The sequence below is a fragment of the Shinella pollutisoli genome, from assembly GCF_024609765.1.
In the GTDB taxonomy this organism is placed as follows: Bacteria; Pseudomonadota; Alphaproteobacteria; order Rhizobiales; family Rhizobiaceae; genus Shinella; species Shinella pollutisoli.
Genome location: NZ_JANFDG010000002.1, coordinates 127,598 through 144,361 on the forward strand (window position 1 = coordinate 127,598; position 16,764 = coordinate 144,361).

14 protein-coding genes are annotated in these 16,764 nt (G+C 68.3%); 11 read left to right on the forward strand and 3 right to left on the reverse strand.

The window, feature by feature from the left end:
• Positions 1-63: 63 nt before the first annotated feature.
• Complete coding sequence (locus NNZ72_RS02140; RefSeq protein WP_257311993.1) at positions 64-732, reverse strand: TetR/AcrR family transcriptional regulator; 669 nt, start codon at positions 730-732, stop codon at positions 64-66.
• A 144-nt stretch (positions 733-876) separates the two neighbouring features.
• On the opposite strand from NNZ72_RS02140, the gene NNZ72_RS02145 reads away from it, so the two are divergent.
• The 9 genes from NNZ72_RS02145 (at position 877) to NNZ72_RS02185 (ending at position 13,530) form a co-directional block, all read left to right on the forward strand.
• The gene (locus NNZ72_RS02145) at positions 877-2,070 is read left to right on the forward strand and encodes an HlyD family secretion protein (protein ID WP_257311995.1); all 1,194 of its coding nucleotides are present in this window, start codon (positions 877-879) and stop codon (positions 2,068-2,070) included.
• Between the two features lie 26 nt (positions 2,071-2,096).
• Positions 2,097-3,689 carry a DHA2 family efflux MFS transporter permease subunit gene (locus NNZ72_RS02150; RefSeq protein WP_257311997.1) on the forward strand — a complete coding sequence of 531 codons (1,593 nt, stop codon included), beginning with the start codon at positions 2,097-2,099 and terminating at the stop codon, positions 3,687-3,689.
• A gap of 97 nt (positions 3,690-3,786) precedes the next feature.
• Positions 3,787-4,857 (forward strand): LacI family DNA-binding transcriptional regulator, encoded by a 1,071-nt coding sequence (locus tag NNZ72_RS02155; protein ID WP_257312000.1) that lies wholly within the window; start codon positions 3,787-3,789, stop codon positions 4,855-4,857.
• 2 nt (positions 4,858-4,859) lie between these two features.
• A complete protein-coding gene (gene xylB, locus NNZ72_RS02160; RefSeq protein ID WP_257312003.1) occupies positions 4,860-6,320 on the forward strand; it encodes a xylulokinase in 1,461 nt (486 codons plus the stop codon).
• Positions 6,321-6,351: 31 nt separating this feature from the next.
• A complete protein-coding gene (xylA, locus tag NNZ72_RS02165) occupies positions 6,352-7,662 on the forward strand; it encodes a xylose isomerase (RefSeq protein ID WP_257312005.1) in 1,311 nt (436 codons plus the stop codon).
• Between the two features lie 340 nt (positions 7,663-8,002).
• Positions 8,003-9,514 (forward strand): methyl-accepting chemotaxis protein, encoded by a 1,512-nt coding sequence (locus tag NNZ72_RS02170; RefSeq protein ID WP_257312007.1) that lies wholly within the window; start codon positions 8,003-8,005, stop codon positions 9,512-9,514.
• A 211-nt stretch (positions 9,515-9,725) separates the two neighbouring features.
• Entirely contained in the window at positions 9,726-10,778 is a 1,053-nt protein-coding gene (locus NNZ72_RS02175) for a sugar phosphate isomerase/epimerase family protein (protein ID WP_257312009.1), read from the forward strand.
• Between the two features lie 43 nt (positions 10,779-10,821).
• Complete coding sequence (locus NNZ72_RS02180) at positions 10,822-12,006, forward strand: Gfo/Idh/MocA family protein (RefSeq protein ID WP_257312012.1); 1,185 nt, start codon at positions 10,822-10,824, stop codon at positions 12,004-12,006.
• A gap of 147 nt (positions 12,007-12,153) precedes the next feature.
• Positions 12,154-13,530, forward strand: a complete 1,377-nt coding sequence (locus tag NNZ72_RS02185) for a GH1 family beta-glucosidase (RefSeq protein WP_257312015.1) — start codon at positions 12,154-12,156, stop codon at positions 13,528-13,530.
• 165 nt (positions 13,531-13,695) lie between these two features.
• Here the strand turns inward: NNZ72_RS02185 and trhO are convergent, their stop codons facing one another.
• Together trhO and NNZ72_RS02195 are read right to left on the reverse strand one after the other, a co-directional pair.
• Complete coding sequence (gene trhO, locus NNZ72_RS02190; RefSeq protein WP_257312018.1) at positions 13,696-14,625, reverse strand: oxygen-dependent tRNA uridine(34) hydroxylase TrhO; 930 nt, start codon at positions 14,623-14,625, stop codon at positions 13,696-13,698.
• Between the two features lie 59 nt (positions 14,626-14,684).
• A complete protein-coding gene (locus tag NNZ72_RS02195; protein WP_257312021.1) occupies positions 14,685-15,170 on the reverse strand; it encodes a CYTH domain-containing protein in 486 nt (161 codons plus the stop codon).
• A gap of 151 nt (positions 15,171-15,321) precedes the next feature.
• On the opposite strand from NNZ72_RS02195, the gene NNZ72_RS02200 reads away from it, so the two are divergent.
• Both NNZ72_RS02200 and NNZ72_RS02205 read left to right on the forward strand, forming a co-directional pair.
• Positions 15,322-15,960 carry a 2-dehydro-3-deoxy-phosphogluconate aldolase gene (locus NNZ72_RS02200; RefSeq protein WP_257312023.1) on the forward strand — a complete coding sequence of 213 codons (639 nt, stop codon included), beginning with the start codon at positions 15,322-15,324 and terminating at the stop codon, positions 15,958-15,960.
• A gap of 94 nt (positions 15,961-16,054) precedes the next feature.
• Entirely contained in the window at positions 16,055-16,747 is a 693-nt protein-coding gene (locus NNZ72_RS02205) for a tellurite resistance TerB family protein (RefSeq protein WP_257312026.1), read from the forward strand.
• The last annotated feature ends 17 nt before the right edge of the window (positions 16,748-16,764 follow it).

Genomic DNA, 16,764 nt, shown 5'->3' on the forward strand with positions numbered 1-16,764 from the left:
TTATGCGGATTTCGCCATCCGGCAAGCGGGGCGGCCTGCGATTTCTCAGCGATCACGAATTCGTCATCGCGCCGGCCGGTCCGCGCCGTAGGCGGCAAGGAAGACGCGGACGGCCGAGGCGACGTTGCGCTCGATCTCGGCCCTGGCCGGCGGCTGCTGGAGGGCGCCGAAGAGGCGCTGCTTGAAGAGGCCGACGGTCGTCAGCTCGATGAACTGCTTGGCGGCGTGCACGGTGTCGTCGCAGACGATCGCGCCCGCCTCCTTCTGCCTGTCGAGATAGGCCTGCAGGACGGAGACCGGGTTGATGCGCATCGCCGAGAAGAAGCTGCTGCAGACCGTCGGCAGGCGATGGTTGGCGGCGATCACCATGCGCATGGCGCGGATCGTGGTGTCCGCGGTCAGGTGCGTGGCGAAGAGTGTGCCGAATGCCGTCAGGCTCTCGGCGACCGGCCGCGAGGCGTCGAGCGTGTTGCCCACCGTCTCGGTGATGCGCGCGCGCTCGCGTTCGATCATCGCGCCGAACAGGTCTTCCTTGTTCTCGAAATAGACATAGATCGTGCCCTTGGAGACGCCGGCCGCGCGCGTGATGTCGTTCATGCTGGCGGCCTCGAAGCCCTGCTCCATGAACGTCCTCTTGGCGCCGTCGAGGATCTGCTCGCGCTTTGCCGGGTCCTCGCCCGCCGCCCGCCTGCCGGGAGGCGGGGCTGCCGGCTTCGATTGCCTCGTGTCCATCTCCGTTTCCTGTCCGTAAGCCATTCGGTGAATTTCGAACCGCTCGGTTCGATTTCACTTGATATGCGGTAGAAAGTGGCCTATGTCAAATCGAACCGAACGGTTCAGTTCGATTTTTTCAATTCAGGATATGGTGGCAAGCGCATGTCGACTTCCCATGGCGCCGGCACGGCGAAGGTTCGCCCGGTCAACGACGATTTCGAACCCGTACCGGCGGCGGACGCGCCCGTCGCCGAGCCTGTCGCGGCGCCTGCCGTGGCGGAAGGGAAGAAGAAGGGCGGGCGCCGGCTGGTGCTGCCGCTGCTCGTCGTCGCGCTCGTTGCGGCGGGCGGCTGGTACGGCCATCAGTGGTGGACGCACGGCCGCTTCATGATCTCCACCGACGACGCCTATGTCGAGGGCGACATCGCGGCGATCTCGCCGAAGGTCTCCGGCTATGTCGCCGCCGTCAACGTCGTGGCGAACCAGCCGGTCAGGGCCGGCGACCCGCTGGTGACGCTGGAGGACGGCGACTACCGGCTGGCGCGCGAGCAGGCCGAGGCGCAGATCGCCACGCAGACGCTCGCGCTCGGCCGCATCGACGCGCAGATCGAGGGCGCGAAGGCGAGCCTCGCCCAGGCCGAGGCGCAGAAGACGGCGGCCACGGCCGCCCTCGGCGGCGCGGAGGTCGCCGAGAAGCGCGCCAAGGCGCTGAACGCCAAGGAGGTGGGCACCACCGCCGCGCTCGACAGCGCCACCGTGGCGCTCGACCAGGCGAAGGCCAACCTCGCCGGCGCGGACGCCAACATCGTCGCCGCCAGGGCGAACATCGCGGTCCTGCAGGCCCAGCGCGCCGAGGCCGAGAGCGGCATCCGCACGCTGGAGCTCGTCCGCGACAAGGCCGAGCGCGACCTCGGCTTCACTGTGCTGAAAGCGCCCTATGACGGCGTCGTCGGCAACATCTCCGTGCAGGTCGGCGACCTCGTCTCGGCCGGCCAGCGGCTCGCAGCCCTCGTGCCCGTCAACGACCTCTATGTCGAGGCGAACTTCAAGGAAACGCAGATCGCCGGCCTCGTGCCGGGCTCGAAGGTGCACCTGCACATCGACGCCTATGCCGAGGACGACATCGTCGGCACGGTGCAGTCGATCGCGCCGGCCTCCGGCTCGGTCTTCTCGCTTTTGCCGGCGGAGAACGCCACCGGCAACTTCACCAAGGTCACGCAGCGCGTGCCGGTGCGCATCGCCATTCCGGCCGAGGCGCTCGCGAGCGGCAAGCTGCGCGCAGGCTTGAGCGTCGTCGTCGACGTCGACAGCCGCACGGCGCCCGACGCGACCCGCGTCGCCGCGAAAGCCGACTGAACCGATCCAGCAGAGGAGCGCGGGCCATGGCCGCGACCGCCCAGGTGGGCCGAGGCGCCGTGACGGCGGCGCCGGCTCATGCCGACAAGGTTCCCGTCCGCCGCGTCATCGCCTTCTTCGCGATGGTCTTCGGCATGTTCATGTCGATCCTCGACATCCAGATCGTCTCCGCCTCGCTCTCCGAGATCCAGGCGGGGCTCGGGGCCGGCGCCGACGAGATCGCCTGGGTGCAGACCTCCTACCTGATCGCCGAAGTGATCATGATCCCGCTATCGGGCACGCTCGCGCGCATCGTCTCGACGCGCGTGCTCTTCGCCGTCTCGGCGGCGGGCTTCACGGCGGCGAGCGCGCTCGCCGCCACCGCGACGAACATCGACCAGATGATCGTCTACCGTGCCATCCAGGGCTTCATCGGCGGCGGCATGATCCCGTCGGTCTTCGCCGCCGCCTTCACCATCTTCCCGCCGTCGAAGCGCAGCGTCGTCTCGCCGATGATAGGCCTCGTCGCCACGCTCGCGCCGACCATCGGGCCGACGGTCGGCGGCTATCTCAGCCATGCCTTCTCCTGGCACTGGCTGTTCCTCGTCAACATCGTGCCGGGCATCATCGTCACGGTGCTCGCCTGGAACCTCATCGACTTCGACAAGCCGGAGCTCGGCCTGATGAAGCGCTTCGACTGGTGGGGGCTCGCCTCGATGGCGGTGTTCCTCGGCTCGCTCGAATACGTGCTGGAGGAGGGCAACAACAAGGACTGGTTCAGCGACGCGCATATCGTCTACGGCTCGATCGCCGTGGCGGCCGGCGCCATCGTCTTCTTCTGGCGCGCCTTCAAGGTGCCGTTTCCGGTGGTGGATCTGCGCGCCTTCTCCGACCGCAACTTCGCCTTCGGCTCGCTCTTCTCCTTCGCCATGGGTATCGGCCTCTACGGCCTCACCTATATCTACCCGCTCTATCTCGCCCGCATCCGCGGCTACGACTCGCTGATGATCGGCGAGACGATGTTCGTCTCGGGGCTTGCCATGTTCTTCACCGCACCCGTCGCCGGCGCGCTCTCCACGCGGCTCGACCCGCGGGTGATGATGACCATGGGCTTCGCCGGCTTCGCGCTCGGCACCTGGACGATGACGCAGCTCACCGCCGACTGGGACTTCTACGAGCTCCTCGTGCCGCAGATCCTGCGCGGCGTCTCGCTGATGATCTGCATGGTGCCGATCAACAACATCGCGCTCGGCACACTGCCGCCGGACCGCATCCGCAACGCCTCCGGCCTCTTCAACCTCACCCGCAACCTCGGCGGCGCGGTCGGCCTCGCCGTCATCAACACGCTGCTCACCCAGCGCTCGCAGGAGCACTACCTGCGTCTCTCCGAGCACGTCCAGTGGGGCAATCCGGAGGCGGTCGAACGCCTGCGCAACATGGCCGCGAACTACGGCGCGCACGGCCTCGACGGCGCGACCATCGCCGTCAAGCAGATGGCCGGCCTGGTTCACCAGCAGGCCTATATCCTCTCCTTCATCGACGTCTTCCTGCTCCTGACGGTCCTTTTCACCGTGCTCATCATCGGCGTGCTGGCGATCCGCAAGCCGCAATCGGGCGTCGGCGGCGGCGGAGGGCACTGAGCCTTCCGCCGTGCGGCCCTCGCCCGCGGGCCGTCGCCGGAACTTTCTGATTTACGTACATCAAAAAATCCTCTAAGGGTCTCCGGGCGGAGGAGAGATGAGACCCACGGTTCACGACATCGCCGAACGGGCGGGCGTCAGCCTCGCGACGGTCGACCGGGTGCTGAACGACCGGCCGGGCGTGCGCGCCGTCACGCGGGCGAAGGTCGAGGCGGCGATCGCGGCCCTCGGCTATGTCCGCGACGTCGCCGCCGCCAATCTCGCCAAGGGACGCGTCTATCCGCTCGTCTTCATCGTGCCTGCGGGCGAGAACCCGTTCATGCGCGGGCTGGAGGCGGAGATCCGCCATGCGGGACGGCATTCGGCCGCCGAGCGCACGCGCCTTTCCGTCGTCACCGTCCCCGCCTTCGATGCGGCCGCGCTTGCCGCCGCCATCGATGCGGCCGCCGCCTCGGACGATACCGCCGGCATCGCCGCCGTCGCCGTCGATGCGCCGGAGGTGGCCGCCGCCATCGCCCGGGCGCGCGAGGCCGGCATCCCGGTGGTGACGCTCGTTTCCGACCTCGCCGCCTCCGGCCGGGACCATTTCGTCGGCGTCGACAACGTCGCCGCGGGCCGCACGGCCGGCAGCCTGATGGGCCGTTTCCTCGGCGGCCGGCCCGGCCCCGTCGCGGTGCTCGCCGGCTCGATGCGCGTGCGCGACCACCGCGACCGCCTCGAGGGCTTTCTCGCCGCCATGGCCGCGATGCCGGTCGCCCGCCAGGTGCTGCCGGTGCTGGAGGGGCAGGACGATCCGGCCGTCTCGCGACGGCTGATCGCCGGTCTTCTCGCCGCCACGCCGGACCTCGCCGGTATCTACAGCCTCGGTGCCGGCAACGGCGGCCTCGTCGCCGCGCTCTCCGGCCGCAGCGACATCTGCGTCATCGCGCACGAGCTGACCGCGGATACCCGCGCGGCACTGGAGACGGGCGTCATCGACGCCGTGCTGAACCAGGATGCCGGCCACGAGGTGCGCAGCGCCGCCCGCGTGCTGCGCGCCAAGGCCGACGGCCTGCCGGTCGTCGCCGCGCAGGAGCGTATCCGCATCGACATCTTCATCAGGGAAAACCTTCCGCCCGCCGCGGAGGAGGACGAACGGTCCGGCGCGGGCCTCTATCAGGGAGACTAGACATGTATCTCGGGATCGACCTCGGCACGTCGAGCGTCAAGGCCATGCTGATCGACGATGCCCAGCGGGTCGTCGGGTCGGCGTCGAGCAGGGAGGTGGCGACATCGCGGCCCCATCCGGGCTGGTCCGAGCAGGACCCGGCCGACTGGATCCGCGCGACGGAGGAGGCGATCGCCGGCCTCAAGGCGGCGCATCCGGCGGAGCTTGCCGCCGTGCGCGGCATCGGTCTCTCCGGCCACATGCACGGCGCGACGCTCATCGACCGGCAGGACAGGATGCTCAGGCCCTGCATCATGTGGAACGACACGCGCAGCCATCGCGAGGCCGCTGCCCTCGACGCGGATGCGCGCTTCCGTGCCATCACCGGCAACATCGTCTTCCCGGGCTTCACCGCGCCGAAGCTCGCGTGGGTGAAGAACAACGAGCCGGACATCTTCGCCGCCGTGCGCTGGGTGCTGCTGCCGAAGGACTATCTGCGCTTCTGGCTCACCGGCGAGCACATGTCGGAAATGTCGGATTCGGCCGGCACGTCCTGGCTCGACACCGGCGCGCGCACATGGTCGGCCGAGCTTCTCGCAGCGACCGATCTCGACGAGAAGCAGATGCCGGACCTCGTCGAGGGCACCGACAGCGCCGGCACGCTGCGGCCCGAGCTTGCCGCGCGCTGGGGCCTCGGGGACGGCGTCGTCGTCGCCGGCGGGGCGGGCGACAACGCGGCGTCCGCCTGCGGCATGGGCACGGTGCGGGAAGGGGCCGCCTTCGTCTCGCTCGGCACCTCGGGCGTGCTCTTCGCCGCGAACGGCAGCTACCTGCCCAATCCGGCGAGCGCCGTGCATGCCTTCTGCCATGCGCTGCCCGCCACCTGGCACCAGATGGGCGTGATCCTGTCGGCGACCGACGCACTCAACTGGCATTCGCGCGTCACCGGCGCATCGGCGTCCGACCTGACGGCGGAGCTCGGCGAGGCGCTTCGCGCGCCCTCCGGCGTCATCTTCCTGCCCTATCTTTCCGGCGAGCGGACGCCGCACAACGACGCCTCGATCCGCGGCGCCTTCGCCGGCCTCGGCCACGAGAGCGGCCGCGCCTTGCTGACGCAGGCGGTGTTGGAGGGCGTCTCCTTCGCCATCCGCGACAGCCTGGAGGCGCTGAGATCGGCCGGCACGAACCTCACGCGCGTCACGGCCATCGGCGGCGGCTCGCGCTCGCGCTACTGGCTGAAGTCAATCGCCACCGCGCTTAACCTGCCGGTCGACATCCCCGCCGACGGCGATTTCGGGGCGGCCTTCGGTGCGGCCCGCCTCGGCCTGATCGCCGCGACCGGCGCCGATCCGCTCGCCGTCTGCACGCCGCCGGCCACTGCGGAGACGATCGCCCCGGAACAGGCGCTCTCGGCCGCTTACGAGGACGCATACCAGCGCTACCGCCGCCTCTACCCCGCCATCAGCGCCGCCACCGCGCTCTGACCGACAAAACGCCATCCAGGGAGACATCCACATGAGCACAGGCTTCTTCGGCGACACGCCCGAAATCCGCTACGAGGGACCGGACAGCACCAATCCGCTCGCCTTCCGCCACTACAACCCCGACGAGATCGTGCTCGGCAAGCGCATGGAGGACCACCTGCGCTTCGCCGTCGCCTACTGGCACACCTTCGTCTGGCCCGGCGGCGACCCCTTCGGCGGGCAGACCTTCGAGCGGCCCTGGTTTTCCGACACGCTCGACGCCGCGAAGCTCAAGGCCGACGTCGCCTTCGAGTTCTTCCAGCTCCTCGGCGTGCCCTTCTACTGCTTCCACGACGCGGACGTCCGGCCCGAGGGCCGCGACTTCGCCGAGAACACGAAGAATCTCAACGCCGTCGTCGATTACTTCGCCGAGAAGCAGGCCGCGACCGGCGTGAAGCTGCTCTGGGGCACGGCGAACCTCTTCTCCAACCGCCGCTACATGGGCGGTGCGGCCACCAATCCGGACCCGGACGTCTTCGCCTTCGCGGCGGCGACGGTGAAGACCTGCATCGACGCCACCCATCGCCTCGGCGGCGACAACTACGTGCTGTGGGGCGGCCGCGAGGGCTACGAGACGCTGCTCAACACCGATATCGGCCAGGAGCTCGACCAGCTCGGCCGCTTCGTCAACATGGTGGTGGAATACAAGCACAAGATCGGCTTCAAGGGCGCGATCCTGATCGAGCCGAAGCCGCAGGAGCCGACCAAGCACCAGTACGACTACGACGTCGCGACCGTCTACGGCTTCCTCAGGCGCTACGGGCTGGAGAACGAGGTGAAGCTCAACATCGAGCAGGGCCACGCGATTTTGGCCGGCCATTCCTTCGAGCACGAGCTGGCGCTCGCCAACGCGCTCGGCATCTTCGGCTCGATCGACATGAACCGCAACGACTACCAGTCGGGCTGGGACACCGACCAGTTTCCCAACAACGTGCCGGAAATGGCGCTCGCCTATTACCAGGTCCTCGCCGGCGGCGGCTTCACCACCGGCGGCACGAATTTCGATGCGAAGCTGCGCCGCCAGTCGATCGATCCGGAGGACCTGCTGATCGGCCATATCGGCGGCATGGACTGCTGCGCGCGCGGCCTGAAGGCGGCGGCGCGGATGCTCGAGGACAAGGCGCTCTCCGGCCCGCTCGCCGAGCGCTACGCCGGCTGGCGCACGCCGGAGGCAGAGAAGATCCTCAAGGGCGGTTCGTCGCTGGAGGAACTGGAAGCCCGCGTGCTCTCCGCAGGCATCAATCCGAAGCCGCGCTCGGGCAGGCAGGAGTTCCTGGAGAACATCGTCAACCGCTACGTCTGAACGGTTCTTCGAGGCGGACAATGCGACAGGGCGCCCTCGCGGCGCCCTTTCCATTTGCCCTGTTCGCGGTGATTCCTCTGGTGCTGCCCGATTCTATACATGTGTGCAACGCCTCACGTTAGGGAAGGACTATCTCCGATTGAGGCGTGATTGTGTACGGTAGCGTACAAATCCAGTTGCGCCATGCCATTTCTCTTCATTCCGGCCTCTTTTGTCTGGAAATACATGGCGAAAGTGGCGCTCTATAGTGTTTTTTTACTATTTCATGCAAAAAATCGCTACATGCCGGAAGCGAAGGCCGACGGTGGTTCCACATCCAGCCGCACACTAAGGAATCCCGATGTCAGCGCAGGATACCAAGACACAGCAACTCCAGGAGCGCCTCCACTTCGTCAATCTCGACGAGAAGCAGCGCGGGGCGCTCAAGCAAGCCTATCCCACCATCTCCGCCTCGCTGGACGGCGCGCTCGACGCCTTCTACCGCAAGGTCCGCGCCCATCCCGAGACGGCGCGTTTCTTCGCGAACGAATCGCATATCCAGGGTGCCAAGGGCCGGCAGGTCAAGCATTGGGAACTGATCGCCTCGGCCCGCTTCGACGCACAGTACGTCGATGCGGTGACGACGATCGGCAAGACCCACGCCCGCCTCGGCCTGGAGCCGCGCTGGTACATCGGCGGCTACGCGCTGGTCATGGAGGCGATCGTCCGGGCGGTCATCGACAAGCATCTCGACGGCCTCCTCCACCGCCGGAAGGCGGCCGTGCTCGGCGAGGAGGTCTCGGCCATCCTCAAGGCGGCGATGGTCGACATGGACTATGCGATCTCCGTCTATCTCGAAGCCCTGCAGCAGGAGCGGGAGAAGGCCGAGGCCGAGCGCCAGGCGCTCAACGCCGAGCAGGAGGAGGCGCTGGCCGCGCTCGACGCCTCGCTCAACCGGCTCGCCGAGGGCGACCTGACGGCGGCGATCACCCAGCCGCTCGCCCCGCAGTTCGACCGGCTCAAGAGCAATTTCAACACCGCGATCGAGCGGCTGGACTCGACGCTCGGTTCCATCGTCGTGGCGGCCGAGGATGCCGCGGGCGATGCCGGCGAGCTGGTGCACGCCACCGACGACATGGCCCGGCGCACCGAGCAGCAGGCCGCTTCGCTCGAGGAGACGGCCGCCGCCGTCGAGGAGATCACGACGATCTCCCACGAGGCCGCCCAGCGGGCGGAGGAGGCGCGCCGCGTCGTCGGCAGCGCCACCGAAGAGGCGAAACGTTCCGGCGAGGTGGTCGAGCAGGCCGTGACCGCCATGGGCGCGATCGAGGATTCCTCGCGCAAGATCACCCAGATCATCGGCGTGATCGACCAGATCTCCTTCCAGACCAACCTGCTCGCGCTCAACGCCGGCGTCGAGGCGGCGCGGGCGGGCGAGGCCGGCAAGGGCTTCGCCGTCGTGGCGCAGGAGGTGCGCGAGCTCGCGCAGAAATCCGCCGAGGCCGCCAAGGAGATCAAGACGCTCATCGACAAGTCCTTCTCGGACGTGCTGCTCGGCGTGTCGCTCGTCAACAAGACCGGCGAGGCGCTGCATCACATCGGCGAGCAGGTGATCCACATCAACGCCCATATCGACGCGATCGCCAGCTCGGCGCGCGAGCAGTCGGCCGGCATCGCCGAGATCAACACCTCCGTCGGCACCATGGACCAGATGACCCAGCAGAACGCGGCCATGGTCGAGGAGACCAACGCGGCGACGCACAACCTGATGCAGATCAGCGCGTCGCTGAAGACGCTGGTCGACCGCTTCACGGTCTCGGCCGCCCGCAGCGAACGGGCCGTGCGGGCGCCGGCCGCGCGCCGCCGCGCCTGACACGGCGGCCTGCAGACGACACCGCGAAGGGGCGGGGGCGACAGGCCTCCGCCCCTTCGCGTTTGCCCGGATTTTTTCGCGTCTCCCGAGGAATCGGATTGCCCGTCCAGACAAAGGCCGGTACGGTCCGCATCGTTGCAGTACGTACCGCAGGTACGGGATACGACGACCGGCCGGGGAGAGCGGCCGGCGCTAGGGAGAAAGCCGAGAGATGAAGACGATCAAGGGTCCGGGCCTGTTCCTCGCCCAGTTCGCCGGCGACGCCGCACCGTTCAATTCCTGGGATTCGATTACCAAGTGGGCCGCCGACATCGGCTACAGGGGCGTGCAGGTCCCGACCTGGGACGGCCGTCTGATCGACCTGAAGAAGGCCGCGGAATCGAAGGCCTATTGCGACGATCTCGCCGGCCGGGCGCGCGACAACGGCGTCGAGATCACCGAGCTCTCCACCCATCTCCAGGGACAGCTCGTCGCCGTGCATCCCGCCTATGACGAGGCCTTCGACGGCTTCGCCGCCCCGGAGGTCCGCGGCAACCCGAAGGCGCGGCAGGCCTGGGCGGTCGAGCAGGTGAAGCTCGCGCTCACCGCCTCGAGGAACCTCGGCCTCGACGCGATGGCGAGCTTTTCCGGCGCGCTCGCCTGGCCTTTCGTCTATCCCTGGCCGCAGCGCCCGGCGGGCCTCGTCGAGACGGCCTTCGACGAACTCGCACGCCGCTGGAAGCCGATCCTCGACCACGCGGAGGACTGCGGCGTCGACGTCTGCTACGAGATCCATCCGGGCGAGGACCTGCACGACGGCATCACCTACGAGATGTTCCTGGAGCGCACCGGCAACCACGCCCGCGCCTGCATGCTCTACGACCCGTCGCATTACGTGCTGCAGTGCCTCGACTATCTCGACAATATCGACATCTACAGGGACCGCATCCGCATGTTCCATGTGAAGGACGCGGAGTTCAACCCGACCGGCCGGCAGGGCGTCTACGGCGGATTCCAGGGCTGGGTGAACCGGGCCGGCCGCTTCCGCTCGCTGGGCGACGGGCAGGTGGATTTCGGCGCGGTCTTCTCCAAGATGGCCGCCAACGACTTTTCCGGCTGGGCCGTGGTCGAGTGGGAATGCGCGCTGAAGCACCCGGAAGACGGCGCGCGCGAGGGTGCCGAGTTCGTCAAGGCGCATATCATCCGCGTCACGGACAAGGCCTTCGACGACTTCGCCGACGCCGGCACGGACGAGGCCGCGAACCGGCGCATGCTGGGGCTTTGAGGCCCGTCGCCGGGCCACGACAGACGTTCAGGGAGAAAACACGATGGCAATCGAAGGAAGCGCGGGCGGCGCCCGCGAGGCGCGTATCAGGCTCGGCATGGTCGGCGGCGGGACGGGCGCCTTCATCGGTGGCGTCCACCGCATCGCCGCCCGGCTCGACGACCAGTTCGAGCTGGTGGCCGGCGCCCTTTCCTCCTCGCCGGAAAAGGCGCTGCAATCGGCGCGCGACCTCGGGCTCGATCCGTCGCGCAGCTACGGCGGCTTCAAGGAGATGGCGATCCGCGAGGCGAAGCTGAAGAACGGCATCGAGGCGGTGGCGATCGTCACGCCCAACCACGTGCATTACGAGGCGGCGAAGGAGTTCCTGAAGCGCGGCATCCACGTCATCTGCGACAAGCCGCTGACCTCGACGCTCGCCGACGCGCGCAAGCTGAAGAAGCTCGCCGACGAGAGCGACGCGCTGTTCGTGCTCACCCACAACTATACCGGCTATCCGATGGTCCGCCAGGCGCGCGAGATGGTGCTGAACGGCGACCTCGGCGCGATCCGCATCGTGCAGATGGAATACCCGCAGGACTGGCTGACGGAAGACATCGAATCCTCCGGCCAGAAGCAGGCGGCCTGGCGCACCGACCCGTCGAAGACGGGCGCCGGCGGCTCGACGGGCGACATCGGCACCCACGCCTACAATCTCGGCTGCTTCGTCTCCGGCCTCGAGCTTGCGGAACTGTCGGCCGATCTCGACAGCTTCGTGCCCGGCCGCCGCGTCGACGACAACGCCCATGTGATGATGCGCTTCAAGGAGCGCGACGGCGTGCGGGCCAAGGGCCTGCTCTGGTGCAGCCAGGTGGCGCCGGGCCACGAGAACGGCCTCAAGGTGCGCGTCTACGGCACGAAGGGCAGCCTCGAATGGGTGCAGGCCGACCCGAACTACCTCTGGTACACGCCCTTCGGCGAGCCGAAGCGGCTCATCACCCGCAACGGCGCCGGGGCGAGCGCCGCCGCCGCCCGCGTCAGCCGCGTGCCGTCCGGCCATCCGGAGGGCTATCTCGAAGGCTTCGCCAACATCTACAGCGAGGCCGCGCGCGCGATCCACGCCAGGCGCAAGGGCGTGGCGGTCGACTCGGCCGTCCTCTACCCGACCGTGGACGACGGCCTCAAGGGCATGCTCTTCGTCGACGCCTGCGTGCAGTCCTCGAAGCGCAACGGCGCCTGGGTCAAGGTCTGAGATACCCTCCCTGTGGGGTCGCTCACGGGCTCGCCGTTCCGGCGGGCCCTTTCCGTGTCCGCTTCGCGGCTATTGGGCGAAATGACGGTTGACATTTCCGTCCGCATCCTTACTGCAACGTTGCAGTTTCCCTGACAGACGGACGATATGACAATGGATCCCAAGGTGCTCGCCGCGCGTTTTCCCGGCGATTTCGTGTTCGGCGTGGCGACCGCCGCCTTCCAGATCGAGGGGGCTTCGAAGGCCGACGGCCGCAAGCCCTCCATCTGGGATGCCTTCTCCAATATGCCGGGCCGCGTCCACGGCCGGCACAACGGCGACATCGCCTGCGACCATTACAACCGGCTGGAGGATGACCTCGACCTCATCCGGTCGCTCGGCGTCTCGGCCTACCGCTTCTCGATCGCCTGGCCGCGGATCATTCCCGAAGGCACCGGCGCGGTGAACGAGAAGGGCCTCGACTTCTACGACCGGCTCGTCGACGGCCTGAAGGCGCGCGGCATCAAGGCCTTCGCCACGCTCTATCATTGGGACCTGCCGCTGATGCTGTCCGGCGACGGCGGCTGGACGGCACGGCAGACGGCCTATGCCTTCCAGCGCTATGCGCGCACCGCCGTCGCCCGCCTCGGCGACCGGCTCGATTCGATCGCCACCTTCAACGAGCCGTGGTGCTCGGTCTGGCTCAGCCATCTCTACGGTATCCACGCGCCGGGCGAGCGCAACATGGATGCAGCACTCCATGCGCTCCACGTCACCAATCTCGCCCACGGGCTCGGCGTCGCCGCCGTACGGGCGGAGCGGGCGGACCTGCCGGTCGGCCTCGTGCTCAACGCGCACCAGATCTATCCCGCAAGCGACAGCGCCGAGGACAGGGCGGCGGCGGAGCGCGCCTTCGATTTTCACAACGGCGTCTTCTTCGGCCCGGTCTTCAAGGGCGAATATCCCGAACGCTTCCTCTCGGCGCTCGGCCACCGCCTGCCGGCGATCCAGCCCGGCGACATGGAGACGATCTCCCAGCCGCTCGACTGGTGGGGCCTCAACTACTACACGCCGATGCGGCTTTCCGCCGATCCGTCTGCCGAGGCCGTCTTCCCGGCCGCCGTCGACGTGCCGCGGGCGGCGGCGGACAGGACCGACATCGGCTGGGAGATCAACGCGCCGGCGCTCGGCGACCTCATCCGCAGGCTCAATGCCGCCTACGACCTGCCGGAGTGCTACATCACGGAGAACGGCGCCTGCTACAACATGGAGGTCGAGGACGGCGCGGTCGACGACCAGCCGCGCCTCGACTACGTCGCCGCCCATCTCGACGTCACGGCCGACCTGATTGCGGAAGGCTATGGCATGCGCGGCTATTTCGCCTGGAGCCTGATGGACAATTTCGAATGGGCGGAAGGCTACAGGATGCGCTTCGGCCTCGTGCACGTCGACTATGCGACGCAGGTGCGAACGGTGAAGAAGAGCGGGCAATGGTATGCCGCGCTCGCCGGCGAGTTCCCGAAGGGCAACCATAGGGCGGGGTAGGGCACTGCCCCTCATCCCGCTGCCGCGGCCTTCTCCCCGCAAGCAGGGAAAAGGGGTGTGCCGAACCGGTTTCCCGATTTCAGGAAACCTTTGCCGTTTTTCTCCTTCTCCCCGCTTGCGGGGAGAAGGTGCCGGCAGGCGGATGAGGGGCGGAAATCCCCGGTCCTACTTCCCCAGATGCCGTTCCCCGCGCTTCCGCGCGAGGTCCATCTGCTTCTGCCGCTCGCGGAAGCGCAGGCGGTCCTCGTCGCTGCGGGCGGCGTGGCAATGGGGACAGGAGACGCCGGGCTCGAAGAGGGGAGAGCGGATCTCCTCCGCGGTCAGCGGGTGGCGGCAGGCGCGGCAGAGGCGGTGCTCGCCCTCGACGAGCCCGTGCTCGACGGAGACCCGCTCGTCGAAGACGAAGCAGGCGCCGTCCCACAGGCTCTCCTCCGCCGGCACCTCTTCCAGGTATTTCAGGATGCCGCCCTTGAGGTGGTAGACCTCGTCGAAGCCCTCCGCCTTCATGAAGGCCGTCGCCTTCTCGCAGCGGATGCCGCCGGTGCAGTACATGGCGATCTTCGGCTTGTTGTGGAGCCCGGCGTTCCGCCGCACCCAGCCGGGGAACTCGCGGAAGGTCTTCGTCCTGGGGTCGACGGCGCCGCGGAACATGCCGATTGCCGTCTCGTAGTCGTTGCGCGTGTCGATGACGATCGTGTCGGGGTCGGAGATCAGCGCGTTCCAGTCGGCCGGCGCCACGTAGGTGCCGACGGAGCGCGTGGGGTCGATGTCCTCGATGCCCATGGTGACGATCTCCTTCTTGAGCCGCACCTTCATGCGCAGGAAGGGCATTTTTTCCGCGCGGCTCTCCTTGTGCTCCAGCCCGGCAAATTCCGGCTGGGCGCGCAGGAAGGCGATGACGGCGGCGATGCCGGCGTCCGGCCCGGCTATGGTGCCGTTGATGCCCTCGTGGGCAAGCAGCAGCGTGCCGCGCACGCCGCTCGTCTCGCACAGCGCCTGCAGCGGTGCGCGCAGCTCGGCAAAACGCGGGATCGCGACGAAATGATAGAGCGCGGCGACGAGGAAGCCGTCGTTAGGGCAAGGGATGTCGGTCATGGCCGTCCCATACCGCGTCGCCGCTTTCGAGGCAATGCGGACGAGGCAATCCGCCCGGCTCAGGCGAGCCTGTGCAGGCCGGCGCTCTCGCCCGTCCCGAAGGCCATCGCCTGGTTGGAATAGCGGCTCTCGCCGGTGACCTCGCGGCCGACCCAGTTCGGCATCTCCGGCTCGTCGTGGATCGAGGCGAGCTCGACCTCGGCGATCACCAGGCCGCGATGGACGCCGCCATAGACGTCGATCTCCCAGAGATGCCGGCCGAAGGGCACCTTGTAGCGCACCTTCTCGATGACGTTGCCGACGCGGTGGCGCAGCATGTCCTCGGCCTCGGCATGGTCGATCTCGAATTCGTACTCGTCGCGCACCAGCGCGGCATGGCCGACCTTCAGCGTCAGCCGCGCCCGCCCGTCGCCATAGAGGCGCACGCGCAGCGAGCGGTCCTCCTGGGCGACGACATAGGCCTGGCGGATCGCCACGCCCTCGTCCGCAAGCGCGCGCCAGCGCCGGTCGGACACCAGGAACTTCCGCTCGATTTCTTTCGCCATCGGGTCGCTTTCGCTCGCGGGAAGGGCTTGGGCAGGGGGAGACTACACGATAAGCTCGCCGTGACAAGACGAGGCTTTCCGCTTTGGGCTCGACAGAGTGACGCGGAGCCTGTATTCCGGACCCGATTTCAATCGTTTTAAAGGCCGAGCCATGAGCGAGAAGAACGCAAGACTCCTTTCCGTCCTCAAGTTGCAGCCGGTGGTGCCGGTGCTGATCGTCGACGACGCGGCCTCGGCCGTGCCGCTCGCCCGCGCGCTGGTCGCCGGCGGCCTCAAGGCGATCGAGATCACGCTGCGCACGCCGGCCGCGCTCGAGGCGATCCGCGCGGTGGCGGACGAGGTCGAGGGCGCCGTCGCCGGGGCCGGCACGATCCTCAACGCGGCGCAGTACGAAGCGGCGGTGGAGGCGGGCTCGCAGTTCGTCGTCAGCCCCGGCACGACGCAGGAGCTGATCGACGCGGCCGCCGACAGCGACGTGCCGCTCCTGCCGGGGGCGGCGACGGCGAGCGAGGCGATGGGCCTGCGCGAGGAGGGCTACGAGGTCATGAAGTTCTTCCCGGCCGAGCAGGCGGGGGGCGCCGCCTATCTCAAGGCGCTCTCCTCGCCGCTCGCGGGCACGCTGTTCTGCCCGACCGGCGGCATCTCGCTTGCCAATGCGCGCGACTACCTGTCGCTGCCGAACGTGGTGTGCGTCGGCGGCTCCTGGGTCGCGCCGAAGGACCTCGTCGCCAGGGGCGACTGGGCCGGCATCACGAAGCTCGCGGCGGAAGCGGCGGCGCTGAAGGGCTGAGCTGGCCTCGACGGGGAGGTGAAGGCGGCGTTTGTAATTGGCCGAGCGCGTTCCTATCTTGCCCTGCAGTCGGCAGGAGAAACGGAGACGCCCGATGTTTGACGCGAAGAAGTTGCTTGACCAGTTCCTCGGTTCGCAGGTGCCGGGTGCGGGAGGGACCGTGCGCGGCCGCGCCGAGCAGGTCGGCCAGCTTGCCAAGGACAATCCGCTTGCCACCATCGCCATCGCCGGCGTGCTGCTCGGCACCGACGGCGGCCGCAAGGTCGCGGGCTCGGCGCTGAAGCTCGGCAGCCTCGCCGCCATCGCCGGCCTCGGCTACCAGGCCTACAAGAACTACCGCGCCGGCCAGAACCCGGCCGAGACGGCCGAGGCCGGCACGCCCGAACTCCTGCCGCCGCCCGTCGATTCCGGCTTCCACCCCGAAGCCGTCAGCGCCGATTTCGCGCTGGTCCTCGTGCGCGCCATGATCGCCGCCGCCCGCGCCGACGGCCATATCGACGCGGCCGAGCGCGTGCGCATCCTCGACAGGCTGAAGGTTTCGGGCCTTGCCGCGGACGCCGCCGACTTCCTGGAGAAGGAGCTGGCGAACCCGGTCGATCTCGACGCCATCGTCGCGGCCGCTGCGAGCGAGGAGCAGAAGGTCGAGCTCTACACCGCCTCGCGGCTCGCCATCGAGCCGAAGACGCGGGCCGAGCGCGGCTATCTCGACCTCGTCGCCGGCCGGCTCGGCCTGCCGGATTCGCTGGTCGACCATATCGAGGCGACGGTCTCGGCGGCGAAGGTCTGACCGCCGCTTTGCCGATT